Source organism: Flavobacterium longum (assembly GCF_965137575.1).
Lineage (GTDB): Bacteria > Bacteroidota > Bacteroidia > Flavobacteriales > Flavobacteriaceae > Flavobacterium > Flavobacterium longum.
In genome coordinates this window covers 439,014-461,842 of the sequence record NZ_CBCRZJ010000001.1, presented here as the reverse complement: position 1 = coordinate 461,842, position 22,829 = coordinate 439,014, and the positions used below count along the sequence as shown (strand labels likewise).

General features: G+C 49.2%; 23 protein-coding genes and 1 tRNA gene. 11 read left to right on the top strand and 13 right to left on the bottom strand.

What is annotated here, in order from left to right:
- The 5 genes from ACM9J1_RS02110 to ACM9J1_RS02090 form a co-directional block, all read right to left on the bottom strand.
- Positions 1–1,389 carry a bifunctional UDP-3-O-[3-hydroxymyristoyl] N-acetylglucosamine deacetylase/3-hydroxyacyl-ACP dehydratase gene (locus ACM9J1_RS02110; protein ID WP_415580448.1) on the bottom strand — a complete coding sequence of 463 codons (1,389 nt, stop codon included), beginning with the start codon at positions 1,387–1,389 and terminating at the stop codon, positions 1–3.
- On the bottom strand, positions 1,389–2,414 hold the full coding sequence (lpxD, locus tag ACM9J1_RS02105; protein WP_415580230.1) for a UDP-3-O-(3-hydroxymyristoyl)glucosamine N-acyltransferase: 1,026 nt from the start codon (positions 2,412–2,414) through the stop codon (positions 1,389–1,391). Before lpxD ends, ACM9J1_RS02110 begins: the two co-directional genes overlap by 1 nt.
- A 49-nt stretch (positions 2,415–2,463) precedes the next feature.
- Entirely contained in the window at positions 2,464–3,699 is a 1,236-nt protein-coding gene (locus tag ACM9J1_RS02100) for an HD domain-containing protein (RefSeq protein WP_415580229.1), read from the bottom strand.
- A 75-nt stretch (positions 3,700–3,774) separates the two neighbouring features.
- Positions 3,775–4,602 (bottom strand): hypothetical protein, encoded by an 828-nt coding sequence (locus ACM9J1_RS02095; RefSeq protein WP_415580227.1) that lies wholly within the window; start codon positions 4,600–4,602, stop codon positions 3,775–3,777.
- A gap of 74 nt (positions 4,603–4,676) precedes the next feature.
- Entirely contained in the window at positions 4,677–4,829 is a 153-nt protein-coding gene (locus tag ACM9J1_RS02090; RefSeq protein WP_415580226.1) for a hypothetical protein, read from the bottom strand.
- Positions 4,830–4,996: 167 nt separating this feature from the next.
- Between ACM9J1_RS02090 and porX the strand changes: the two genes are divergently transcribed.
- From porX to ACM9J1_RS02070, 4 genes are all read left to right on the top strand, one after another.
- Positions 4,997–6,553: a T9SS response regulator signal transducer PorX gene (porX, locus tag ACM9J1_RS02085; protein WP_415580225.1), complete on the top strand. Its 1,557-nt coding sequence runs from the start codon at positions 4,997–4,999 to the stop codon at positions 6,551–6,553.
- A gap of 283 nt (positions 6,554–6,836) precedes the next feature.
- The gene (gene tsaE / locus ACM9J1_RS02080; RefSeq protein WP_415580224.1) at positions 6,837–7,250 is read left to right on the top strand and encodes a tRNA (adenosine(37)-N6)-threonylcarbamoyltransferase complex ATPase subunit type 1 TsaE; all 414 of its coding nucleotides are present in this window, start codon (positions 6,837–6,839) and stop codon (positions 7,248–7,250) included.
- A gap of 59 nt (positions 7,251–7,309) precedes the next feature.
- Positions 7,310–8,503, top strand: coding sequence for an alanine dehydrogenase (locus ACM9J1_RS02075; RefSeq protein WP_415580222.1), 1,194 nt, complete (start codon positions 7,310–7,312; stop codon positions 8,501–8,503).
- Between the two features lie 60 nt (positions 8,504–8,563).
- Positions 8,564–8,938, top strand: coding sequence for a DUF4258 domain-containing protein (locus ACM9J1_RS02070; RefSeq protein ID WP_415580221.1), 375 nt, complete (start codon positions 8,564–8,566; stop codon positions 8,936–8,938).
- Between the two features lie 34 nt (positions 8,939–8,972).
- Here the strand turns inward: ACM9J1_RS02070 and ACM9J1_RS02065 are convergent.
- The 3 genes from ACM9J1_RS02065 to ACM9J1_RS02055 form a co-directional block, all read right to left on the bottom strand.
- Positions 8,973–9,047 (bottom strand) — tRNA-Val (locus tag ACM9J1_RS02065).
- Positions 9,048–9,147: 100 nt separating this feature from the next.
- A complete protein-coding gene (locus tag ACM9J1_RS02060) occupies positions 9,148–9,585 on the bottom strand; it encodes a PaaI family thioesterase (RefSeq protein ID WP_415580220.1) in 438 nt (145 codons plus the stop codon).
- Positions 9,582–9,974 carry an iron chaperone gene (locus tag ACM9J1_RS02055; RefSeq protein ID WP_415580219.1) on the bottom strand — a complete coding sequence of 131 codons (393 nt, stop codon included), beginning with the start codon at positions 9,972–9,974 and terminating at the stop codon, positions 9,582–9,584. Before ACM9J1_RS02055 ends, ACM9J1_RS02060 begins: the two co-directional genes overlap by 4 nt.
- A 105-nt stretch (positions 9,975–10,079) precedes the next feature.
- On the opposite strand from ACM9J1_RS02055, the gene ACM9J1_RS02050 reads away from it, so the two are divergent.
- Together ACM9J1_RS02050 and ACM9J1_RS02045 are read left to right on the top strand one after the other, a co-directional pair.
- Positions 10,080–11,864 (top strand): ABC transporter ATP-binding protein, encoded by a 1,785-nt coding sequence (locus tag ACM9J1_RS02050; protein WP_415580218.1) that lies wholly within the window; start codon positions 10,080–10,082, stop codon positions 11,862–11,864.
- Positions 11,865–11,977: 113 nt separating this feature from the next.
- Entirely contained in the window at positions 11,978–12,265 is a 288-nt protein-coding gene (locus tag ACM9J1_RS02045; protein ID WP_415580217.1) for a GIY-YIG nuclease family protein, read from the top strand.
- Here ACM9J1_RS02045 and ACM9J1_RS02040 read toward each other — a convergent pair whose 3' ends face one another.
- The gene (locus tag ACM9J1_RS02040; RefSeq protein ID WP_415580216.1) at positions 12,266–13,438 is read right to left on the bottom strand and encodes a proline dehydrogenase family protein; all 1,173 of its coding nucleotides are present in this window, start codon (positions 13,436–13,438) and stop codon (positions 12,266–12,268) included.
- A 160-nt stretch (positions 13,439–13,598) separates the two neighbouring features.
- On the opposite strand from ACM9J1_RS02040, the gene aroB reads away from it, so the two are divergent.
- The 5 genes from aroB (at position 13,599) to ACM9J1_RS02015 (ending at position 17,842) form a co-directional block, all read left to right on the top strand.
- Positions 13,599–14,660, top strand: a complete 1,062-nt coding sequence (gene aroB / locus ACM9J1_RS02035; RefSeq protein ID WP_415580215.1) for a 3-dehydroquinate synthase — start codon at positions 13,599–13,601, stop codon at positions 14,658–14,660.
- A gap of 57 nt (positions 14,661–14,717) precedes the next feature.
- Positions 14,718–14,894, top strand: a complete 177-nt coding sequence (locus ACM9J1_RS02030) for a hypothetical protein (protein WP_415580214.1) — start codon at positions 14,718–14,720, stop codon at positions 14,892–14,894.
- Between the two features lie 49 nt (positions 14,895–14,943).
- Positions 14,944–16,341 (top strand): type III PLP-dependent enzyme domain-containing protein, encoded by a 1,398-nt coding sequence (locus ACM9J1_RS02025; protein ID WP_415580213.1) that lies wholly within the window; start codon positions 14,944–14,946, stop codon positions 16,339–16,341.
- Positions 16,342–16,438: 97 nt separating this feature from the next.
- The gene (locus ACM9J1_RS02020; protein ID WP_415580212.1) at positions 16,439–17,407 is read left to right on the top strand and encodes a deoxyhypusine synthase family protein; all 969 of its coding nucleotides are present in this window, start codon (positions 16,439–16,441) and stop codon (positions 17,405–17,407) included.
- Positions 17,408–17,416: 9 nt separating this feature from the next.
- On the top strand, positions 17,417–17,842 hold the full coding sequence (locus ACM9J1_RS02015; protein ID WP_415580211.1) for a DNA primase: 426 nt from the start codon (positions 17,417–17,419) through the stop codon (positions 17,840–17,842).
- 53 nt (positions 17,843–17,895) lie between these two features.
- Here ACM9J1_RS02015 and ACM9J1_RS02010 read toward each other — a convergent pair whose 3' ends face one another.
- The 4 genes from ACM9J1_RS02010 to ACM9J1_RS01995 form a co-directional block, all read right to left on the bottom strand.
- On the bottom strand, positions 17,896–18,417 hold the full coding sequence (locus tag ACM9J1_RS02010; RefSeq protein WP_415580210.1) for a DinB family protein: 522 nt from the start codon (positions 18,415–18,417) through the stop codon (positions 17,896–17,898).
- A 33-nt stretch (positions 18,418–18,450) separates the two neighbouring features.
- Positions 18,451–21,003 (bottom strand): phosphoenolpyruvate carboxylase, encoded by a 2,553-nt coding sequence (locus ACM9J1_RS02005; protein WP_415580208.1) that lies wholly within the window; start codon positions 21,001–21,003, stop codon positions 18,451–18,453.
- A 62-nt stretch (positions 21,004–21,065) separates the two neighbouring features.
- Complete coding sequence (locus tag ACM9J1_RS02000) at positions 21,066–21,545, bottom strand: Lrp/AsnC family transcriptional regulator (RefSeq protein WP_415580206.1); 480 nt, start codon at positions 21,543–21,545, stop codon at positions 21,066–21,068.
- Positions 21,546–21,557: 12 nt separating this feature from the next.
- Positions 21,558–22,727 (bottom strand): M14 family metallopeptidase, encoded by a 1,170-nt coding sequence (locus ACM9J1_RS01995; RefSeq protein ID WP_415580205.1) that lies wholly within the window; start codon positions 22,725–22,727, stop codon positions 21,558–21,560.
- Positions 22,728–22,829: the final 102 nt, after the last annotated feature.

Sequence of the window (22,829 nt, the reverse complement as noted above, 5' to 3'; positions counted from 1 at the left end):
TTATTGTGTTTTGACGATTTGGGCCATCAGTTCAGCCTCGGTCACGAGTTTCCCGTTGGCGTACGCGCTGGCCTGCATGTGGCAGATACCGCGGCGGATCGGCGAAATTAAATCGCATTTAAAGATCAAGGTGTCGCCCGGCAAAACTTTGTGCTTGAACTTCACATTGTCTATTTTCATGAAATAAGTCAGGTAATTTTCAGGATCCGGCACAGAACTCAAGATGAGAATGCCGCCGGTTTGCGCCATCGCCTCGATGATCAGAACGCCCGGCATGACCGGTGCGCCCGGGAAATGTCCCACGAAAAACGATTCGTTCATCGTGACATTCTTCAGCCCGACCACGTGCGACTCAGACATTTCCAAGATTTTATCGACCAGCAAGAACGGCGGGCGGTGCGGCAGCATAGACATGATTTTGTTCACATCCATGAGCGGTTCCTTGCACAGGTCAAAGCACGGCACTTGGTTTTTCTGCTCTATCTTGATAATTTTCTGGAGTTTCTTCGCGAATTGCGTGTTGACGAAATGCCCCGGTTTGTTCGCGATGACCTTTCCTTTGATCCGCGTCCCGATCAGCGCCAGGTCACCCACCACGTCTAGCAATTTGTGGCGCGCGGCTTCGTTCGGGTAATGCAGGGTCAGGTTATCGAGGATGCCGTTGGGCTTCACCGAAATATTGTCTTTCCCAAAAGCGACCTTGAGGTTTTCCATCGTCTTCGGAGAGATTTCCTTATCGACATACACGATGGCGTTATTCAAGTCGCCGCCTTTGATCAGGCCGTGGTCGAGCAACGTTTCCAACTCGTGCAAGAAGCTGAACGTCCGCGCATCGGCAATTTCGTCCTTGAATTCCACCAGGCTTTTCATCGTGGCATTCTGCGTGCCGAGCACTTTTGTCCCGAAATCCACCATTGTAGTGACTTGGTAATCATCGGCCGGCATCACCAGGATTTCGCTTCCGGTGGCTTCATCGGTATAAGAAATCACTTCCTTGACGGTATAGTATTCACGCGGCGCGTCTTGTTCTTCGATACCCGCTTTTTCCAAGGCTTCCACAAAGAACTTGGATGAACCGTCCATGATCGGCGGTTCCGATTCGTTGAGTTCGATAATGACATTGTCCAGGTCGCAACCCATACAGGCCGCCAGGACGTGCTCTGAAGTCTGGATCTTGACGCCCAGTTTCTCCAGATTGGTACCGCGTTGCGTGTTCACGACATAAGATGCATCGGCCTCAATGACCGGCTGCCCTTCCAAATCCACGCGAACGAATGTAAAACCATTGTTTACAGGTGCCGGCTTAAAAGTCATTTTCACTTCCTTTCCGGTATGCAATCCTACGCCGGTCAGGGAAACTTCATTCTTTATGGTTTTTTGCTTAACCATCATTTATTGTTTATTTGTTTCTTGAGTTCTTCGAGTTCGGCCACAATTTTCGGCAGGTTGCGGAAATGCACATAAGACTTGTTATAGTCTGCATACCCCAGTGCCGGCGAGCCTTGAATGGTTTCGCCATCGGCAACATTCCTTCCAATGCCCGATTGCGCCTGGATGCGGACGTTGTTCCCGATGGTCAAATGCCCCGCGATGCCAACCTGACCGCCAATCATGCAGTTCTTCCCGATCTTGGTGGAACCGGCCACGCCTGTCTGCGCCGCGATGACGGTGTTCTCGCCTATCTCTACGTTGTGCGCAATCTGGATCTGGTTGTCGAGTTTAACGCCTTTGCGGATGACCGTCGAGCCCATCGTGGCGCGGTCAATCGTGGTGCAGGATCCGATATCGACGTGGTCTTCGATGATGACATTCCCGATTTGCGGTATTTTCTTGTACGTGCCGTCTTGTTGAGGCGCATACCCGAAACCATCGGCGCCGATGATCGTTCCCGAATGGATGTTGCAGTTGTTGCCAATCACCGACTCGGAATAGACCCGCGTTCCAGCGAAAATAATCACGTTGTCGCCAATCACGGAATTATCGCCAATATAGGAATTCGGATAAATCTTGACGTTGTGGCCAATTTTTACATTGTTGCCCACATAGCTGAAACAACCGAGGTAAAAATGGTCGCCATATTTGGCTGAATCTGCGATGAACGACGGTTGCTCGATGCCGCACTTGTTGTGTTTGACCTGGTCGTAATATTCGAGGATTTTCGTGAACGCGCCGTACGCATCTTCCACCTTGATCAACGTTGTGGTAATGTCAGACTCCGGGACGAATGTGCTGTTCACGATCGTGATGCTCGCCTGGGTCGTGTAAATGTAGTTGTTGTATTTGGGGTTCGAAAGGAATGTCAGTGAACCTTCGGTGCCTTCTTCGATCTTGGAAAGTCTTGATACCGCAGCATTGGGATTTCCGACGATTTCGCCACCCAAAATGCCTGCTATTTGTTCTGCCGTAAACTGCATCCTCGAATTTTATAATCGGACAAAAATATAAAAAAACCGCTTCCGAAACCTATTTTTCGGCAAGTTGTTTCGGAAAGCATATGTAATACTTCGTGACCGGTTTAGACAGCGCCTTGAGGTTAAGTTGGTCCGAGGCTTCAATGACGTCTTCTATGGTCTTGTCCTTTTTGAGGATGTGGATCGGTTCGACGGCCGCGCTGTACGCCTGATTCTTTATTTTTCCCTTGAAAATGAAGTATTTGGCGTCAACTTCCGGGATGTTGTGCAAGGCCGAAAATTCACTGACTAGCCGTTGCATGTCTTCCTTCGGGAACTTATCGCTGCTGACTTTGATTTTCAGCAAATCGCGGTTGATGATGCGCCGGCAAAGTGATGCTAGGATTTCATCGTCGTGGTATTGCCAGTTCTTCAGCGCAGACATGATGTCGAAATCATCGAGCCTCGCAAATTTCTCGAGCATATTCCCATCGAAAGTTTCTCGTTGGACTTTGTTGCAGATAAAATACAACAGTGGTTCCGCACACAGCAATTGTATGCCGTGGCTGGTGAGTTGCTTGGCGCGTTGCAGGATTTTCATGAGCATCAGTTCGGCAACCAGGCTGGTTTTGTGCAAATAGGCCTGCCAATACATGAGCCGTCGCGCCATCAGGAATTTCTCGACCGAATAAATGCCTTTTTCCTCGATCACCAAGACGTCGTCGACCACGGCCATCATCTGGATCAAACGGTCAGAATTGATGTTGCCCTCGGCCACACCGGTAAAGAAACTGTCCCGCTTGAGATAGTCCATGCGGTCCATGTCGAGCTGGCTGGAAATGAGTTGCAGCATGAAACGGCGGTGGTATTCGCCCTTGAAGATCTGTATCGCCAACGACAATTTGCCATCGAACTCCTCATTGAGTTTGTTCATGAACAGCAAGGACAATTGTTCGTGGTGCACGCCTTCCACGATGCTGTTTTCCATGGCGTGCGAAAACGGCCCGTGCCCGATGTCATGCAGCAAGATTGCGATGTACAACGCTTGTTCCTCATCTTTCGAAATCGCGACATTCTTGAACCGCAACACTTCCACGGCTTTTTGCATCAGGTGCATGCAACCCAATGCATGGTGGAAACGCGTATGGTGTGCGCCAGGATAAACGAGATACGACAATCCCATCTGCGAAATCCTGCGCAACCGTTGGAAATACCGATGTTGCACCAAATCATAGATCAATTCGTTCGGCAAAGTGATGAAGCCGTAGATCGGGTCGTTGAAAATCTTGAGTTTGTTGATTTGGCTCACGCGGAAGGTTTTGGTGTGCAAATATAAAAAAGAAAAGAGGCTTAACGCCTCTTCCCTACACGATTATTGGGGTATTCAATTCAAAACGACCGTATAAGTTGCGCCGTCAGAATGTGTGTAAACCGCTGTGTTGTCGCAAGTGTCGTTGCCATAGTCCAGATCGCCGTCCAGGAATGTGCCCTGAAGATTTAAAATGCCTTCCGAGATGTAGCCGCAAGTGGCGTGTTTCACCAGTGGCGTCTGTATGGTTGCCGTGAGCGATGAGCCGTTCGGGCGTGTGACTGTGGCCGTACCAGCCGAAATTTCAAAGGTGTTGTCAATCAATACAAACGGTGTAGCCGCGCCTTCTGTCTGACGGATGGTGCGCGTTCCGGTGTGCGTGTAAATCGCTCCGTCCGGCGTGGTGATTTGTCCGTTGGTGACCGTGCGCGTCCATTGCGGTACGCTGCCGCTGGTTTGGTTGGTATAGGTTACCGTGCCCGCTACGCCGTACCCATTCACCACGTAATCGTTGCGTTGTATCGTCATCACACTTCCGGTAGCCATCAAATAATCCGTGAATGTAATGGTCAGCGATCCAGAGCGGGTAATGCCGTTATGCGTACAACCGCTGCCAAAATCTACTTCAAAAGTCATCGGAAAACTTGTTCCGACAGATGTTTGCGTTACGGTAGCGCAAGAAGTCAAACTGGTTTCGGTAAGGTCTGACGGACGCGAATCCAGGGCAGATTCTTCGTTGGCGGTTTCCATGCCCATCTGAAAATCTTCTTCATTGATGCGGTCTATGACGGCGCTGGTCTTGAGGAGTGCGGCATCGTCGAGGGCATTTTCATCATCTCTGTTACAAGATTTGAGTGCGAGCGCGGCCATGGCCAATACTCCGAAATACTTAAGCTTTTTCATGTGATGTGGATTTTTTAGGTGAAAAACGGGCGTAAGACGCGGGCCGGTTTTCAAGGTTTAACGCTTTGTTAAATTTAAAATTGCAGGTCTTCATCAGATGTGCCATATGCATTGAAATCGATGGATTCCAAGATTTGGTCATTGTGCTCCGGCAACAGCAATATCGGGTCTTTGGGCGCAAAAACTTGGTGCTGGTCCGGGTTGGCTTTATTATCTGTTGCATCCATAACGTTAGTAATTAGGGTTGATGTCGCTAAATTATGAGGTAAGCGCCGCGGTTGCCTTATAAGATTTTCATGTCATGTTATACGATTCAGAAATTCATTTTAACATTTACAATATCTTTAAGAGCACATTCGTTTTTGATATGCTAAATTGCCCGTTTTAAATATTTATGGATAAAATCAAGATACTTTGGGTTGACGATGAAGTTGACCTGCTCAAGCCACACATTCTCTTTCTGGAAAAGAAGAATTATGATGTAACCACTTGCAACAACGGCCGCGATGCCGTAGACGTATTCGCCGATGGCAATTTCGACATCGTCTTCCTGGACGAAAACATGCCCGGCATGAGTGGCTTGGAAACGCTGGCCGAAATCAAGGAAAAGAAATCTTCAACGCCGGTCATCATGATCACCAAGAGCGAAGAAGAATACATCATGGAAGAAGCCATCGGTGCCAAGATCGCCGACTATCTCATCAAGCCCGTAAACCCCAACCAAATTCTACTCGCGCTCAAGAAAAATCTTGACTTGTCACGACTGGTGTCCGAAAAAACCACGCTGGATTACCAAAAAGAATTTCGGAAAATCGCCGTGGAAATGTCTATGGTGAACTCATGGGAAGATTGGGCCAGCCTGTATAAGAAACTCATGTATTGGGAACTGGAACTCGAAAACATCGAAGACCAAAACATGGTGGAAATCCTCGAATCCCAAAAGGTCGAGGCCAATGCGCAATTCGGGAAATTCGTCGAACGCAATTACGAGGATTGGTTCTTGCCGAAGGCCGACCGTCCGGTGCAATCGCACACGCTGTTCCGCGAATTGGTCGTGCCGGAATTGCAGAAAAAAGACCGGCCGGTGCTGTTCGTCGTGATCGATAACCTGCGCTACGACCAATGGAAAGTCTTCGAAGGCATCGTCGCCAACCATTACAAGCTCGAAAAGGAAGTGCCGTATTACGCTATTTTGCCGACGGCAACGCAATATGCACGAAACGCCATTTTTTCCGGTTTGCTGCCGTCAGATATGGAAAAACAATTCCCGCAATTCTGGAAGAACGACGTTGACGAAGGCGGCAAGAACATGCACGAGGCCGATTTCCTTGCGGCGCAACTCAAACGCCTCGGGCTGCAAAACCTGAAAAGCGACTATTTCAAGATCACCAGCCTTTCCCAAGGCCGAAAGCTCGCGGAAGGTTTCAAGGCATTGAAAGACAATAATCTGGTGACAATCGTTTACAATTTCATCGACATGCTCTCGCACGCCAAGACCGAGATGGACGTCGTGAAAGAACTGGCGTCGGATGACAAGGCTTACCGTTCACTCACACTCAGCTGGTTCCAGAATTCGCCGCTTTTGGAGATGATCCGACAGGCGCAACAACTGGGTTTCAGGCTCATCATCACCACTGACCACGGTACAATCAATGTGAAAAACCCATCCAAAGTCATCGGCGACAAAAATACCAGTTTGAACCTGCGCTATAAAACCGGACGCAGCCTGACCTATGAAGACCGCGACGTGTATGCCGTGAAAGATCCGAAGCGCATCGGGTTGCCCACCATCAATATGAGCAGTTCGTACATCTTTGCCAAGAACGACCATTTTTTGGCGTACGTCAACAATTACAACCACTACGTAAGCTATTACCGAAATACTTATCAGCACGGCGGCATCTCGTTGGAAGAGATGATCGTGCCGTTTTTGGTGTTTAATCCGAAGTAGTTGTTAGTGGCTAGTTGATAGTTGCTAGTTGATAGTTGCTAGTTGATAGTTGCTAGTTGATAGTTGCTAGTTGATAGTTGCTAGTGGTTAGTTGTTGGTGGTTGGTAATTGGTGGCTGTGGCCGATGGTTTGGGCGTTGCCTGCGGCCCGCGCTATCGCCTGCACGCGGTGCTTGGCTCTATCGCTAACGCAGACCCGATTGTGTGCTACACACGAAACAATTTTTACGGCCGCGAAGTCGGGAACTATTTTTTTATTCGCGAATTCGTGGCAACTTTGCATTATGGAAATCACCTTCTCACTCGACCAGATCGATCACGTCGCGCAACAAGTCCTGGCAGCGAATCCTGAAAAAGTCATCCTGTTTAATGGTGCCATGGGCGCCGGGAAAACCACGTTTATCAAGGCGTTGTGCCGCGCACTTGGAATCGATGGCGTCACGTCAAGCCCAACCTTTTCACTCGTGAATGAATATGTATCCGGTTCGGGTGACACGGTTTACCATTTTGATGTGTACCGGCTCAAACGCGAAACCGAAGCGCTGGACATGGGCATTGAGGAATACCTATACTCTGGGAATTATTGTTTCATCGAGTGGGCAGAAAAAATCCCTAACCTGATTCCCGAAGCGCACAGCGTCATTGATGTGACGGTACTTTCGGACGGCGCGCGCAAATTGCGTTTCAGGAAAAATTAAACAACCGTTAATGGATTGATTTTTTTATCTAAATTAGACCGGAAATTTTCAAACCGGCCATGTCCTTAACACCATTCACCAAACAGCAACTGCTTCCGCAAGAAGAAAAACTCGAAGTTGCCCGGCATAAGAGCGAACTATTCATCGGCGTACCCAAGGAAACCAGTTACCAGGAGCGCCGGATTTGTTTGACGCCAGACGCCGTGTACTCGCTCACGTCGCACGGCCATCGGGTGCTGATGGAAGCAGGCGCCGGACTGGAAGCCGGCTATTGCGACAAGGAATATTCCGAAGCCGGCGCAGAAATGACCGCCGATACCAAGAAAGTCTTCGGTTGCCCGATTATCCTCAAGGTCGAGCCGCCCACACAGGACGAAATCGACATGTTGAAACCGGAAACCATCCTGATTTCGGCCATCCAGATCAAAACACGAAAGAAAGAATATTTTGAAGCGTTGTCGAAGAAGAAAGTGACGGCGCTTGCCTTTGAATACATCAAGGACGAAGACGGTTCGTACCCTGCCGTCAAGTCACTCAGTGAAATTGCAGGTACGGCGTCGGTGCTCATCGCTTCCGAACTGATGACACACAATGACTTCGGGAAAGGTTTGCTCTTTGGGAACATCACCGGCGTACCGCCAACAGATGTCGTAATTTTAGGCGCCGGAACCGTAGGCGAATATGCTGCCCGGACCGCACTCGGCTTGGGCGCAAAAATCAAGATTTTCGACAATTCCATAACCAAATTGCGCAGGTTGCAAAACTCTTTGACCGAGCGCGTCTTCACCTCGACCATCACACCAAAAGCCTTATTGAAGGCGCTGCGCCGTTGCGATGTGGCCATTGGTGCCATGCGCGGCAAGGAACGTTGCCCGGTCGTAGTGTCGGAAACCATGGTAGAACACATGAAACGCGGCGCGGTGATCGTCGATGTGAGCATCGATACCGGCGGTTGTTTCGAGACTTCGGAAATCACGACGCACGAAAAACCGACCTTCATCAAACACAATGTCATCCATTATTGTGTGCCGAACATCCCGTCACGTTACTCCAAGACCGCAACGCTTTCCATCAGCAACATCATCACGCCGTCGCTCCTCAGTATTGCAGAAGACGGCGGCATCGAAAGCGCCATCCGCCGCAACCAAGGCCTGAAGCACGGCGTATATCTGTACCACGGCATCCTCACCAATAAAGTCATCGGCGAATGGTTCAACATGCCGGACAACGACATCAATTTGATCGTTTTCTAGTTTCGGTTTTCGATTGTCCATCATCAATTTAATCCTATCTTTGCGCAAAAGTTTTACCCCATGAAATTCACGGCGCGCTTAGGTTATTACATGATCGGATTGACGATAGGCTTGTTCATAGTGGCGGCCATCTGGAGCGGCAAGGACACGCGTTGCAACTACTTCCCTAATGCGCGTGTACTGGCAAATTTCCGTTCAAAACCGATGGAATTTTCGCCCGAAGTAAAACAACAATTGAAATCCAGGACAATCGACAGTATGGACATCGTCAACACGCTCAAGACCGGAGACGTGGATTTTGACCGAAGCAATAAACCTGTGGGCCGCGGAAAAAAATATGTGGTGGAAGGAAAAACAGCAAAAGGGATTGCCATTGAACTGGAAGTCATAAACCTCGACGACAAGTCCATTCTTCAAAAAGTGACCAAACCATAAAATAAAAACGCTGCCCGAGAGCAGCGTTTTTTTGTGGTCGATACTGGGTTCGAACCAGTGACCCCCACGTTGTCGACGTGGTGCTCTGAACCAGCTGAGCTAATCGACCGAGCGGATGCAAATATACGATGTCATTTGTAATTTGCAAGGGTTGGCGGCGGAATGTTTCCTAAATTTTGTTTCCGGTATCACGGCGCAAACCTAACAGGCTATACATAACCGATTTCCGCGGACAAAGCGATTTTGCTCTTCATGAAATTTCCGGAGCCACGCCCCACGATGCGGCCTTTTTCATCGTACAATATGGCATCGGCAACAAACAATTCCGAAGATTTGAATTTGACTTCACCCACGGCTTTTACAATCCCGTGCTTGATGGGCCGCAACAACTGGGTGTTGAACGATACCGTGTAGACGAAAACGTGTGTAACGACTGAATTCACGGCGAAGAAAGCCGCATCGTCCAGCAGTTTGAAATATACTGAACCATGCGCCGCCTGGGCCGCGTGGAAATACCGATGGTCTATCGGTAAAGTAATTTCGGCTTTTTCGTCTGACACACAAAGCGTTATCCCTTTGTAGATTTCGGTGTTCACCGGCGCGGACAGATACATCCGTTCCAGTTTGCGGTAGTGCGTTTCGTTCATTTGGTCTTGGTTTTAGCCTGCTGCTTCAATGCCGCCTTTTGCTTGTTTTCCTCGACACGCCATCGGACGATGCGCTCAATTAACGCTTCCGGCAGCGGTTGGCCCAATGGGAATTGGATGGCGCCTTTGGATGTCTTGAAACCGGCAAGTTCGTCTGCAAACTGGGAAATTCCGGAACCTGACGGGTAAAAACCGACGTGCGACTTCCATACCGCGTAATATACCAACATGCCATAGTATTTGAATGCGGGCATGCCGTAGCTGATGACTTCTTCGGCTTGGGGCGCCGACTTCCGCACAATGGCCCGCATCGCGTCCAGGTAGGTCTTCGCTTCCGGCGGTTGGGCCATTATATATTGGTCTACAGTAAATGGCTTGGTTTGTAGCATACCCGCAATTTACGGATTTCCGGTGCAATCCGACTAAATTCCATTAACAAAAACTTGACATGTCGGATGCTAATTTGCAGTATTTTTACCGGCAAAATCTCTATCATGGCCAGACGCCCGGACAACGACCTTCCCAAAGCCAAAATTACTGCCCATTCCCTACACCGCGCTTTACACCTGTTTCAATACAGCCGCGGACACCAGTGGAAATTCTACGTAGGTTTGCTGTTCTTGCTGCTCACTAGCGCTACAGCGTTGGCATTCCCGAAACTCATCGGGACTTTAGTGGATTGCGCCAAGGAAAAGAATCTGGATGAAGCCAATACCCTGGCGTTGTATCTGGCGGGAATCCTGTTGTTGCAAGCTGTTTTTTCCTTTTTCAGGTTGTCATTGTTCGTGAATTTCACGGAGAATACGCTGGCCAACATCCGGCTGGCGCTGTATGAAAACCTGATCCGGTTGCCGATGACATTCTTTTCGCAGAAACGCGTGGGCGAACTCAATTCACGTTTAAGTGCCGACATTTCCCAAATTGGAGATACGCTAACCACAACAATAGCGGAATTCCTTCGGCAATTCGTGCTCATTGTGGGCGGCATCATCTTCCTTGCGGTTATTTCCGCGAAGCTGACCTTGGTGATGTTGTCGATTGTGCCGGTCGTGGCCGTTGCGGCTGTCATCTTCGGTAGGTTCATCCGTAAGTATTCGAGAAAAACGCAGGACATGATTGCCGAAAGCCAGGTTATCGCCGAGGAAACGCTGCAGGGCATCACGAATGTGAAAGCATTCGCCAACGAATGGTACGAAATCGGTCGGTACTCCGGAAAAATCAGGGAGATCGTGAAGATTGCCATCAAAGGCGGGCAATACCGTGGCTATTTTGCATCGTTCATCATTTTGTGTTTGTTCGGATCAATCGTTGCGGTGGTGTGGTATGGCGTGACCTTGGCCATTGCCGGAAACATTACCGTGGGCAGCCTGATTTCCTTCGTGCTGTATTCGATTTTCGTGGGCGCGTCATTTGGCGGGATTGCAGAATTGTACGCCCAAATCCAGAAAGCGATTGGCGCGACCGAACGTGTCTTTGAACTGATGGAAGAAACGCCGGAAGCGATCAGCACGAAATCATCGGGTCAGATTTCTAAGATCAGCGGTGATGTGACGTTCAAGAATGTGGCGTTCAGTTATCCGTCGCGGGCAGAAGTCCAAGTGCTGAAGAACGTAAACTTCTATGCGGGCAGCGGTCAGAAAGTGGCTATCGTCGGGCCAAGTGGCGTCGGGAAGTCGACCATCGCCTCGCTCCTGCTTCGTTTCTACGACATCAATGACGGCAAGATTTTGATTGACGGTAAAAACATCTATGATTACGATCTGGAACAATTGCGCGGAAACATGAGCATCGTGCCTCAGGATGTGATCTTATTCGGCGGTACGATCCGGGAGAATATCGCCTATGGAAAACCGGATGCCACGGAAGCGGAAATCAGGCAGGCCGCAAAGCAGGCGAATGCCTTGCAGTTTATTGATGGTTTTCCGGAGCAATTTGAGACGGTCGTCGGTGAACGCGGCATCAAACTCTCGGGCGGGCAACGCCAACGCATCGCCATTGCTCGGGCGCTGTTGAAGAACCCGAGTATTTTGATTCTGGACGAAGCCACATCGTCACTGGACAGCGAAAGTGAAAAATTGGTGCAACAGGCGTTGGAGGTTTTGATGGAAGGCCGCACGAGCATCATCATCGCACACCGGTTGTCAACGATCCGGAATGCAGACCAAATCTTGGTGTTGGACAAAGGGGAAATCGTGGAGCAGGGAACGCATCAGGAGTTGGTGGAGATTGAAAATGGGTTGTACAGGAATTTGAGTAGTTTGCAGTTTAGTGATTTTTAGTCGCTTCGAGTGATTCCGGAGCTTGCGGAGGAATCGTATCGAGAAGTGCGGAAAAACCGTAACCGGACCTCGATACATTTTGCGTCATTGCATGCCACAAAACACTCGGTCCAATGCCACTCACCTACGTCTACCTCCTAAAATGCGCCGACCAAACCTATTATACCGGAATCACGATTTCCCTCGAAACCCGCCTACGCCAACACCAAATCGGAACCTTCAGAAAATGCTACACCTTCAAGCGCCGCCCGATTGAACTCGTGTATTGCTGCGTATTCACCGACCCGCAGAAAGCGGTCACGAGAAAAGACCAAATTAAGAAATGGTCACAGGCCAAGAAAGAAGCCTTGATTGCCGCTAACTACCAGATGCTTCCCGGATTCTCCAAAAAGAGATTTTAGTTATTTCGCAGCCTTCCTGCGATTGCGTTCTGCCGTCAATAAAGTAAGTTCCCGACCGGTTTGGCCCGCTACCGATGTGTTTTCCTCAGCACGGCGGATCAAATATGGCATCACTTCACGCACCGGTCCGAACGGCAAGTATTTCGCCACGTTATAGCCATTTGCCCCGAGATTAAAGCTAATGTTGTCACTCATCCCGAACAACTGCCCGAACCAGAGGCGGCGGTCGTTGTGGGCAAGCCCTTTTTCCGACATCAAGGCCATTAATTTGTAACTGCTTTCCTCATTGTGCGTGCCCGCAAAAATCGCCATCGTGTCGATGTGTTTCATCATATAGTCCACGGCGCGGTCATAATTGACATCGGTTGCTTCCTTGGAGGAACAAATCGGCGTTGGGTAACCGTTTTCCTCGGCACGTTTGTGCTCCTTCTCCATATAAGCGCCGCGCACGATCTTCATGCCGATATGGAAACCTTCCGCAATCGCGTTGGCGTGCAGCCGTTGCAGATAATCCATCCGGTCGTGGCGGTACATCTGAAGTGTATTGAAGACAATCGCTTTCTCCTTGTTGTATTTGCGCATCATCTCGGCCACCAAATCATCGGCGGCGTCTTGCATCCAGCTTTCTTCAGCATCAATCAAGACTTCCACATCGTATTGATGCGCCAATTTGCAGACTTGGTCAAAACGACCTACGATCCTGCCCCATTCCAACGCTTCATCTGGCGTCAATTCCTTGCCTTCGCCCTTTTTTTCGTACAATGCAAATCGGCCAAAGCCCGTGGGTTTAAAGACAACAAACGGAATGGCTTTGTTAGAAGCTGCCATATCCAACGTTTTCAACGTCACTTTCAACGCATCATCGAAACTCGATTCTTCCTCTTTCCCTTCCACCGAATAGTCCAAGATCGAAGAAACGCCTTTGCTATACATCTTTCCCACGACTGGCAAGCAATCCTCGGCCGTCACGCCGCCACAGAAATGATCGAAAACCGTTTTTCGGATCAAACCTTCCACCGGCAGATGCAGTTTCAGCGCGACATTGGTCAATGACGTACCGATTTTAACCAGCGCCGGATTCTTGATCATATTAAAAAGGAAAAATGCCCTTTCCAGTTCCTTGTTGCTCATGGACGAGAACGCCACTTGCGTATTGTCGAAGATTTTCTCCATTATCGGGTGTTGCGGGAAGCTTGTTTGTTTGCAGCCCAAAATTAGAAAAAAAACCATGTTTGGCGGCACGGTTCGGTGAAATATTAACCATATTAATTTACAGCCAAAGACGGCTTGCATTGGCGAAAATTGCCGTATTTTGCGGCCGAAACACAAACTTATGAACTCCATTCCATCCAGCGGTTACGCGGTCTACTTCAATGAAAACGGTTATGACGCGCTGAACGAACTTCTCGAAGAGCGGCACTATTCTTCGATTTTCGTCATCGTGGACACCAATACCAATGAATATTGCCTGTCCAGTTTCCTGACGCTTTTGGCCACGGAATCGCGGATTGAAATCATCGAGATCGAAAGCGGAGAAGGTTTCAAATCCATCGAAAGTTGTTTGGAAATCTGGAGTATTCTGACCGAACTCGGCGCCGATCGTAAAAGCCTGGTCATCAATCTGGGCGGCGGCGTCATCACCGATCTGGGCGGATTCGTGGCCTCGACCTTCAAGCGCGGCATCGACTTCATCAACGTGCCCACAACACTTTTGGGTATGGTCGACGCCTCGGTCGGCGGAAAGAACGGCGTGGATTTGGGCAACCTCAAAAACCAGGTCGGGACGATCAATAATCCGGAAATGGTCTTGATCGATTCCCGATTCCTGGAAACGTTGCCGCAACACGAAATGCGCTCCGGGCTGGCCGAGATGCTCAAACACGGCCTGATTGCAGACAAATCGTATTGGGAAAAATTTCTCGATCTGAGCCAGGTCGATTTTGCCGATTTCGACCAGCTTGTTTACCGATCGGTGGAAATCAAGAACCACATCGTCACCCAAGACATGACCGAGAACGGCATCCGCAAAGCGCTGAATTTCGGCCACACGCTCGGCCACGCCATTGAAAGCCTGTTCCTGGAAACCGGACGCCCAATCCTCCATGGAGAAGCCGTGGCTGCGGGAATGATCTTGGAAAGTTTCCTCTCGCTGAAAAAAGGATTGCTATCGGCCAGTGAATATGCAGGTATAAAATCGACCATCAAACATGTTTTCGACGACCTGGAATTTTCCGAAAACGATGTCGCCGAAATCCTCGAACTGCTCATCCATGACAAGAAAAACGAGTACGGCAGCGTCCTCTTCGCGCTACTGGATGGAATTGGCCGGGTAATCGTCAACCAAACCGTTGATAACGAGTTGATTATAGCAGCCTTTGACGACTACAAAAACTAGCATTTTTTTAATGAAAAAATATTGTGGTTCGTTTGTCTATTTTTTTACATTTGCCATGTGAAAAAATCGAGAAACAACGCTACATATTTCGCCACAGGCATTGAAAACGCAAGCCGTTCCTTGTGTCACCAGCCATCGGTGCCGGTTTTGGGCGAACGTTGTTTTTTCCGGACTTCAGAATTGCTTGAAACCCAGCACGAACTGGAAATCATTTACGCGAACATCAGGGTTTGAACCGCACTTGACGCCGGTTTATCTCCTTTTAATTTAATATGTACGCGAAATGAACACCAAGTATATCGACCTGATCAACCAGACCTACTATTTTCCGCAGGAAGAATTTACGCTGAATAAAGACACACTGCTGTTCCACAACATCGACTTGATGAAACTCGTGGAGCAATACGGCACGCCACTGAAATTCACGTACCTGCCACAGATTTCCAACAACATCAAGCGCGCCAAGAATTGGTTCCGGGCGTCGATGGAAAAAAACAAGTACGAAGGCAAGTACTATTATTGTTACTGTACGAAAAGTTCGCACTTTGAATATGTGATGAACGAAGCCTTCAAGAACAACATCCACATCGAGACGTCGTCGGCTTTTGACATCAATATCGTCGAGAAATTGCTCGAGAACGGCAAGATCAACAAGAGCACCTACGTCATCTGCAATGGCTTCAAGCGCGATCTCTATGTGACCAACATTGCCCGATTGATCAACAACGGCCACAAGAATTGCATCCCGATCATCGACAATTATGAAGAGCTGGATTTGCTTCAGGCCGAAATCAAGGGCAAGTTCAAGATCGGCATCCGGATCGCTGCAGAGGAAGAACCGAAATTCGAATTTTATACCTCGAGGCTCGGCATCGGCTATAAGAATATCGTGGCATTTTACCGCAAACAGATCCAGGAAAACCCGAATCTGGAACTCAAGATGCTGCACTTTTTCATCAACACCGGCATCAACGATACAGCCTATTATTGGAATGAATTGGTGAAGTGTATCAAGGTGTACATTGCCCTCAAACGCGAATGTCCTACGCTCGACGGGCTGAACATCGGCGGCGGTTTCCCGATCAAGAATTCACTGGCTTTCGAATACGATTACCAGTACATGATCGACGAAATCATCAACCAGATCAAGATCGCCTGCGACGAGGAAGAAGTGGAAGTGCCGAACATTTTCACCGAATTTGGGTCGTTTACCGTTGGCGAATCCGGCGGCGCGATTTATCAGGTTTTGTATCAGAAACAGCAGAACGACCGCGAGCAATGGAACATGATCGATTCCTCTTTCATCACGACCTTGCCCGACAGTTGGGCCATCAACAAACGTTTCGTGATGCTGGCCGTGAACCGATGGAACGACAATTACGAGCGCGTGCTTTTGGGCGGACTGACCTGCGATTCGGACGATTATTACAATTCTGAGCAGAACATCAACGCGATTTACCTGCCCAAGTACAACAAGGAAAAACCTTTATACATTGGGTTTTTCAATACGGGTGCCTACCAGGAAACCATTGGCGGCTTCGGCGGCTTGCATCACTGCCTGATCCCGCAGCCCAAGCACATTTTGATCGACCGCGATGAAAACGGCATCCTGGGCACGGAAGTCTTCTCGGAAGCGCAAACGTCCGAGGACATCTTAAAAATCCTCGGATACAATAAATAATGTGGGAATTAGGTAAGCCGAACATTTGAAAAATTTATTATTTTGCGGCCATACGGCATCCCCGACTAAACTAAAATACCTCAAAATCTAAGACATAATGAAAGGACCAATCAGCCAGTTTATCCAGAAACACTACCTCCACTTCAATTCGGCTACCGTCGTTGACGCCGCAAAAGCGTACGAGGAACAATTGAACAATGGCGCACAAATGATGGTGACGCTGGCCGGTGCGATGAGTACCGCTGAAATCGGGAAGATTTTCGCCGAGATGATCCGCAAGGATAAAGTCCAGATTATTTCCTGTACGGGTGCCAACCTTGAAGAAGACATCATGAACCTGGTGGCGCATTCCCATTACGAGCGCGTGCCGCATTACCGTGATTTGACCCCGCAGGACGAATGGGCTTTATTGGAGCGCGGCCTGAACCGTGTCACTGATACGTGCATTCCGGAGCACGAAGCTTTTCGTCGTTTGCAGAAACACATCTACAAAATCTGGAAAGACGCCGACGACAAAGGCGAGCGTTATTTCCCGCACGAATTCATGTATAAAATGCTGCTTTCAGGCGTTTTGGAAGAATATTACGAAATCGACCTGAAGGATTCCTGGATGTATGCGGCAGCTGAGAAAAACCTGCCGATCGTCGTGCCGGGTTGGGAAGATTCCACGATGGGCAACATTTTCGCATCATACGTGATCAAAGGCGAATTGAAGGCTTCCACCATGAAGTCCGGCATTGAGTACATGACGTATCTCGCAGATTATTACATCAAGAATTCACACAAAGGCATCGGATTTTTCCAGATTGGCGGTGGTATTGCCGGCGATTTCCCGATCTGTGTCGTGCCAATGCTGTATCAGGACATGGAAATGCACGACATCCCGTTCTGGAGCTATTTCTGTCAGATTTCAGACTCGACCACCAGTTACGGTTCGTATTCGGGCGCGGTTCCGAACGAAAAAATTACGTGGGGCAAGCTCGACATCCACACCCCGAAATTTGTCATCGAATCCGACGCCACAATCGTGGCCCCGCTTATTTTTGCTTACCTACTCGACTTATAATAGACCTTTATGAAAAGAATCATTGTTGATTATTCCAAACTCACGAATGAAATCCTCAACCTTTTGGTGGAAAAGTTCCCCGACGGCTATGATGACTCCAACATCATCCGTTTCAGGAATGCCCAGAATGAATTGATCGAAGCCGTTGAAGTACGTACCGAAGACACTATCTATCTGGTGAAAGTGGGCACGAAACTCGCCAGCAGGCTGGAAAAATTTGAGGATGAAGACGAAGATCTCGACGCAATCGTAGAACCGATCGATCCAATCAAGGACATCGACGATGATGAAGATGCCGTTGATCCTGATGCCGACGAGGAGGAAGTCGATGTCACGAAAGATCCGGGCGGATCGGACGATGACGAGGAAGACGACGACGATGATTTCCAGGACGACGATACTTCCGACGACGAAGACGACGAAGATGAAGAATAACAAAAAAGGAGCCTTTCAGCTCCTTTTTTTATGATGTGAATATTGATTTGAGATCAAATCGACAGATAGCGCTCCGCGAAAACCCGGGTGTGGTGCCGCAGATGCCCAACGGTAATAAAACCAAGCGCCCGCACAGAAATATTCCTGCCGGATGCCGTCCCGACGCGTCTTAATTCTGCTTCTGAAAAACCTTTGTACAACAACAATGTGGCATGCCGTACAGCGGCGAATTCCTCCAGCAAATGCTTAAGATGCCGCTCGTTGGCGTGCGCCGCCAGTACATAATCGTCTTCCTCGAACCCCGGCAAAGCCGTCTGGTCCCCGCGTCCGATGCGAAGCGCCCGATAAGCAAAAATGCGCTCGGCATCTATCAAATGCTGGATAATGTCCTTCAGCGTCCACTTACCGTCCGCATACCTGAAATCGTGTTTGCCCAGCGGCACTTCTTGCACGAACCGGATGAATTCGTGCAGGGAAATCTCCAATTCTTCCATCAAATCCCCATTTCCGAATGCATCGATGTATGGCTGGAAGTACGGCGCATATTCGCCTGTCTGCAGTTCACTTGTCCTCAAAATTATTAATGATTCATTTTTAAATATTAATTGCTACGCGGAGTTCCTGCTCGCATTGATATTCCCGAACAACGACCGCACGACCAGTTTTTCATACGTGGCGAATGCGGGCGATTCGTGCAAGCCTTGCCCCGAGAGCGCATCGATTTTCATCAGCGCGTATTGCTGTATCGTGAGGAGCGGCAAAACGATTTGTTCGCGCATCGCAATCGACGCTTTTCCGTCCGGGTAATTTTCCATCAATTCTTTGTGGTTGGCGATTTTCAGTAGCAAACGCTTGGCATCATTGAATTCATCGGCAATCCGTTGCCAGAAACGCCCGAACTGCGGATCGTCTTTCATGTACGCCGTCAACGGCAGGAACGACTTGGCCAAAGACATCATGCTGTTTTCCAGCAATGTCCGGAAGAACAGCGAACGGCTGTACAATTCCTGAAGCTGCGCCCATCGGCCGGTTTGCTCGAAATGCAACAACGCCGCCCCGACACCGAAGAATCCCGGAACATTCTGCTTGAGTTGACTCCACGAACCCACGAACGGTATGGCGCGCAAATCCGCGAGGTTGAGTTTCTCGCCGGCGTTTCGCTTGGCGGGACGGCTGCCGATGTTGGTGGCCGCATAGTATTTCAGCGCGCTCCGTTGCTCGAGATATGGCACGAATTGCGGATCTCCCCGGAAATCCAGGTAGGCATCGTGCCCGATTTGTGCCAGCTCGTCCATCAACTTTTTATCGTCGGCCGACAATAACTCTTTTTCCTTCGTCCACAAATGGTTGTGGATGCCCGCCGAAATGAGGTTTTCCAAATTGTGACGGCAAGAATCGGGCGTCCCGAAATTCGAACTGATGGTTTGTCCTTGCACGGTCAATTGTATCTCTTGATTCGCGATATCCGGCCCAAGCGACGCATAGAATTGGTGTGTCTTACCGCCGCCGCGTGCCGGCGGGCCGCCGCGTCCGTCGAAAAATACGACGTCGATCCCGAATTCGCGGGACACGGCCGTGATGTCTTCCTTCGCCTTGTAAATGCTCCAATTGGCCATGAGATAGCCGCCATCTTTGGTGCCATCTGAGAAACCCAGCATGACCGTTTGTTTGTTGCCCCGCGAACTCAGATGGTGCGCATATTTCCTGTTGGTGTACAAATCGCGCATGATTTGGGCAGCATTCCGCAAATCCTCGATGATTTCCAACAGCGGGACGACATCTATTTCCGGATCAGGCCAGCCGGACATTTCGCACAAAGCCAAGACTTCCAGTACGTGTGCGGCGCTTTCCGCGTTACTGATGACGTACCGATGGCTGCCGCGTGGGCCGTTTTGCCCCTGAATGGTTTTCATGGCGCGGATGGACGCGACGGTTTCCTGTACATTCCCACTGAAGCCATCGGTATCGATCGGATCAAAACGGCGCGAAAGAAATTCCAGTTTGTCAGCTATTGATGAATAATCTAAACCGCTGTTTTTTAATACTATTTCAGATATTACTTCTAAATGTACTTTACTATTCTGTCGCACGTCCAATGTCGCGAAATGAAACCCGAACAAATGGATTTTACCAATCAATGCATCGACATTTTCGAGATAGAGTGATTGGTGCTCGTTGATCAGCAGTTGACGTATTTCCTGCAAGCGTAACAGCAATTCGTCTACGCCGATGAAAACGCCTCCATCGGCATAGTAGGCCGACCGATACAGACGATTTTCAAGATCGGCCACGATTTCATCAACTTTCGTGAAGGTGAGTTTCCGCCGAAGTTTGCGCAAATCAGCATAATACTTCTTCAGGACGATGTTGCGCAACCGCTCGGCAACGGCCAACGTCGTGTCGGCCTTTACGAACGGATTGCCGTCGCGGTCGCCACCGGGCCAGAAACCCATGCTGATGACCGGATGACCGGTTTCGTGGCCTACAATGTTGTTGCGGATGTGGTCGGCGATATCGCCAGCCGTATCGTAAAAGACGTTTTCCAAGTACCAACCCAGACTGACGGCTTCGTCGAACGGTGTCGGCTTTTCCTTTTTGATGAACGGCGTTTTGCCGAGCTGGGAAAGCAGTTGTTTGATGTCATTGAGATTGTCGCGGCGGACGGCTTCGGTTAAATCGGTAATGATGCCGAGTACCGAACCGGGATAGAATTGTGTCGGGTGCGCCGTCAGTACCGCACGGACGTTGAAGCGCTCGAGAAAATCCTGCAGTTTTTCCTTGGTGCCGCCGGAATCGATATTGTCTTTCACTTCGCGCAACGAACCCTTGCCTTCCAGGTTGTTCACGATCGGGAACGCGGCGTCTTCAATGGCATCGAACAACACTACTTGCCGCTCGATGTATTGCACAAACCGGAACATCAGGCTTATTTTTGAGGCTTCATCCTTGTCTTCCAAGTATTTATCAGCGAATTGCTCGAAGATTCCCACCGGCGATTGGCCAGCCGCGAACCCTTTTTGGCAGGCATCGGCGAAAAGCGGCAGCAGCGTTCCGGTGTTGTCGATCTCATGAAAGGGCAAGGTCAGGAATACGCTATTGTACACATGAAATTTTGACTGGACTTCACGCGCAAACCGCTCGGCTTTAGACAAGGTGTACATTTTTGATATTTTCGTTAAGGTAATAAAAAAACCCGAAGTCGCCTCCGGGTTTGTTGTCGTGATTACAGATTCTTGAAAATCGTGTGCATCAGCCTTTTCTTGTCGTTGATGCTTTCTTCCAAGGAAATCATCGTCTCGGTGCGGTAAACGCCTTCGATGTCGTCTATCATGAAGATAACATCTTTGGCGTGCTTGGTGTCTTTCGCCCTGATCTTGCAGAAAATGTTGAATTTCCCAGTGGTGACGTGTGCCACCGTAACAAACGGGATTTCATTGATGCGCTCCAAAACGAATTTGGTTTGCGAGGTGTTGTTCAAAAATACGCCTACGTAGGCAATGAAGGAATAACCCAGTTTCTCGTAATCGAGCGTCAGGGATGAGCCCGTGATAATGCCCGCGTCTTCCATTTTTTTGACACGCACGTGCACGGTGCCTGCTGAAATCAGTAATTTTTTTGCGATGTCCGTAAAGGGAATCCTGGTATTGTCAATCAGCATATCCAAAATCTGGTGATCGACCTCGTCTAGGCGAAACTTACTCATGTTCTTGTTTGTTTATGGTTTTCCGGAAACGGAATCTACCTCCGTGCCGTTGGTAAATTTCCTATTTCCGATAAAAAAATCTGCTTTTCGTCCTGCAATGGGCTGATCTGAAACACCATCCCGGTAACGTTCACCCAATCCGTCAAAAACCACGTGGCCAAACACTTGATCGGGGATTTCCGTTTCGGCGATGACGGCTTCAAAAGCGATGTCACCGTTGCGCAACACCTCGCTGAACTGAGCCCCAAAATTCGTTATTTTTTTGATACCATCACAATTTATACTGATATTTTTATACACAAAATCGAGAAAATTGATTTTATTTTGAGGAATATTCAAATAATCGTCGATTCTGTTATTAACTATAACGTTTTCGCAGATTGCCGTCAATCCCGAAGCCAACGCCGTGAAAATGAACTTCCTCGTGGTTTCCCGCTGGTAATCTTCAGGGAAATGACCCGCTTCGAATAATATTGTAGGGACGTTGTGCCATTGGAACGTATCGCCCACGCAGTTCCGATTGAACGAATCGTCGAAACGGCCAATCTGCCCAGGAATCATGCTTTGCAAAGTATCGTTCATCGCCGCGATGACGTTCATCGCCCGAATCCTGGCCGGGCTTACGTCACGCGCCTCATTGAACGACGGCGAGAGAAAAGACACCGTGGCAGGTTTTCCCGATTCGCCCGCGCCGTAAATCGTACGCTGGTCGTGCAGATTGAAGCAAAAGTCGGGATTTAGGGTGTGGAAATAATCCAGCAACGCGCGGCTTTCGGGTTGCGATAGGTTGAGAAAATCGCGGTTCAGGTCAATCCCGTTCGCGTTTTCCCGGGTATAGGCTTTCGCGCCGTCCGGGTTGAGCATCGGAACCATATAAAGCGTAAAGGACGCGAGCCAGCTTTGGGCAACAGCGTCGCCACTTTGAAGCCAGTTGAACAAGTCGAACAACGCTTTCGTGGTCGTGCTTTCATTGCCGTGCATTTGCGACCACATCAGGATTTTGGTGTTCCCTTCGCCCGCGATACAAACTTGGAGCGGCGCACCATTGACGGATTGACCGATGACAGTGACTTGACCGAATGCCCGGAAACGTTCGATCAGCGGCTGGACATGTCCTAAATGTAAGTACCGGCCGCCAATGCTTGGCTCACGGAAACGGTTAAAGGCTGACTCGAAATCCATCGGCGGTGTTTTGTTTCGACAAAAATAACCATCTTTAAATTTACATTTGTAAACAGAAATTGACCAAAATCGAGCGTTGAAAAATCAAAAATATACATATAT

What these genes read in the sequence shown, in the direction of transcription:
- ACM9J1_RS02070 (WP_415580221.1), top strand. Translation starts at nt 8,564, where the DNA reads ATGAAATTCACGGCGCGCTTAGGTTATTACATGATCGGATTGACGATA.
- porX (WP_415580225.1), top strand. Translation starts at nt 4,997, where the DNA reads ATGGATAAAATCAAGATACTTTGGGTTGACGATGAAGTTGACCTGCTC.
- ACM9J1_RS02110 (WP_415580448.1), bottom strand. Translation starts at nt 1,389, where the DNA reads ATGGTTAAGCAAAAAACCATAAAGAATGAAGTTTCCCTGACCGGCGTA.
- ACM9J1_RS02000 (WP_415580206.1), bottom strand. Translation starts at nt 21,545, where the DNA reads ATGAGTAAGTTTCGCCTAGACGAGGTCGATCACCAGATTTTGGATATG.
- ACM9J1_RS02075 (WP_415580222.1), top strand. Translation starts at nt 7,310, where the DNA reads ATGTCCTTAACACCATTCACCAAACAGCAACTGCTTCCGCAAGAAGAA.
- ACM9J1_RS02045 (WP_415580217.1), top strand. Translation starts at nt 11,978, where the DNA reads ATGCCACTCACCTACGTCTACCTCCTAAAATGCGCCGACCAAACCTAT.
- ACM9J1_RS02090 (WP_415580226.1), bottom strand. Translation starts at nt 4,829, where the DNA reads ATGGATGCAACAGATAATAAAGCCAACCCGGACCAGCACCAAGTTTTT.
- ACM9J1_RS02095 (WP_415580227.1), bottom strand. Translation starts at nt 4,602, where the DNA reads ATGAAAAAGCTTAAGTATTTCGGAGTATTGGCCATGGCCGCGCTCGCA.
- tsaE (WP_415580224.1), top strand. Translation starts at nt 6,837, where the DNA reads ATGGAAATCACCTTCTCACTCGACCAGATCGATCACGTCGCGCAACAA.
- aroB (WP_415580215.1), top strand. Translation starts at nt 13,599, where the DNA reads ATGAACTCCATTCCATCCAGCGGTTACGCGGTCTACTTCAATGAAAAC.
- ACM9J1_RS02020 (WP_415580212.1), top strand. Translation starts at nt 16,439, where the DNA reads ATGAAAGGACCAATCAGCCAGTTTATCCAGAAACACTACCTCCACTTC.
- ACM9J1_RS02050 (WP_415580218.1), top strand. Translation starts at nt 10,080, where the DNA reads ATGGCCAGACGCCCGGACAACGACCTTCCCAAAGCCAAAATTACTGCC.
- lpxD (WP_415580230.1), bottom strand. Translation starts at nt 2,414, where the DNA reads ATGCAGTTTACGGCAGAACAAATAGCAGGCATTTTGGGTGGCGAAATC.
- ACM9J1_RS02005 (WP_415580208.1), bottom strand. Translation starts at nt 21,003, where the DNA reads ATGTACACCTTGTCTAAAGCCGAGCGGTTTGCGCGTGAAGTCCAGTCA.
- ACM9J1_RS01995 (WP_415580205.1), bottom strand. Translation starts at nt 22,727, where the DNA reads ATGGATTTCGAGTCAGCCTTTAACCGTTTCCGTGAGCCAAGCATTGGC.
- ACM9J1_RS02025 (WP_415580213.1), top strand. Translation starts at nt 14,944, where the DNA reads ATGAACACCAAGTATATCGACCTGATCAACCAGACCTACTATTTTCCG.
- ACM9J1_RS02060 (WP_415580220.1), bottom strand. Translation starts at nt 9,585, where the DNA reads ATGAACGAAACGCACTACCGCAAACTGGAACGGATGTATCTGTCCGCG.
- ACM9J1_RS02040 (WP_415580216.1), bottom strand. Translation starts at nt 13,438, where the DNA reads ATGGAGAAAATCTTCGACAATACGCAAGTGGCGTTCTCGTCCATGAGC.
- ACM9J1_RS02015 (WP_415580211.1), top strand. Translation starts at nt 17,417, where the DNA reads ATGAAAAGAATCATTGTTGATTATTCCAAACTCACGAATGAAATCCTC.
- ACM9J1_RS02055 (WP_415580219.1), bottom strand. Translation starts at nt 9,974, where the DNA reads ATGCTACAAACCAAGCCATTTACTGTAGACCAATATATAATGGCCCAA.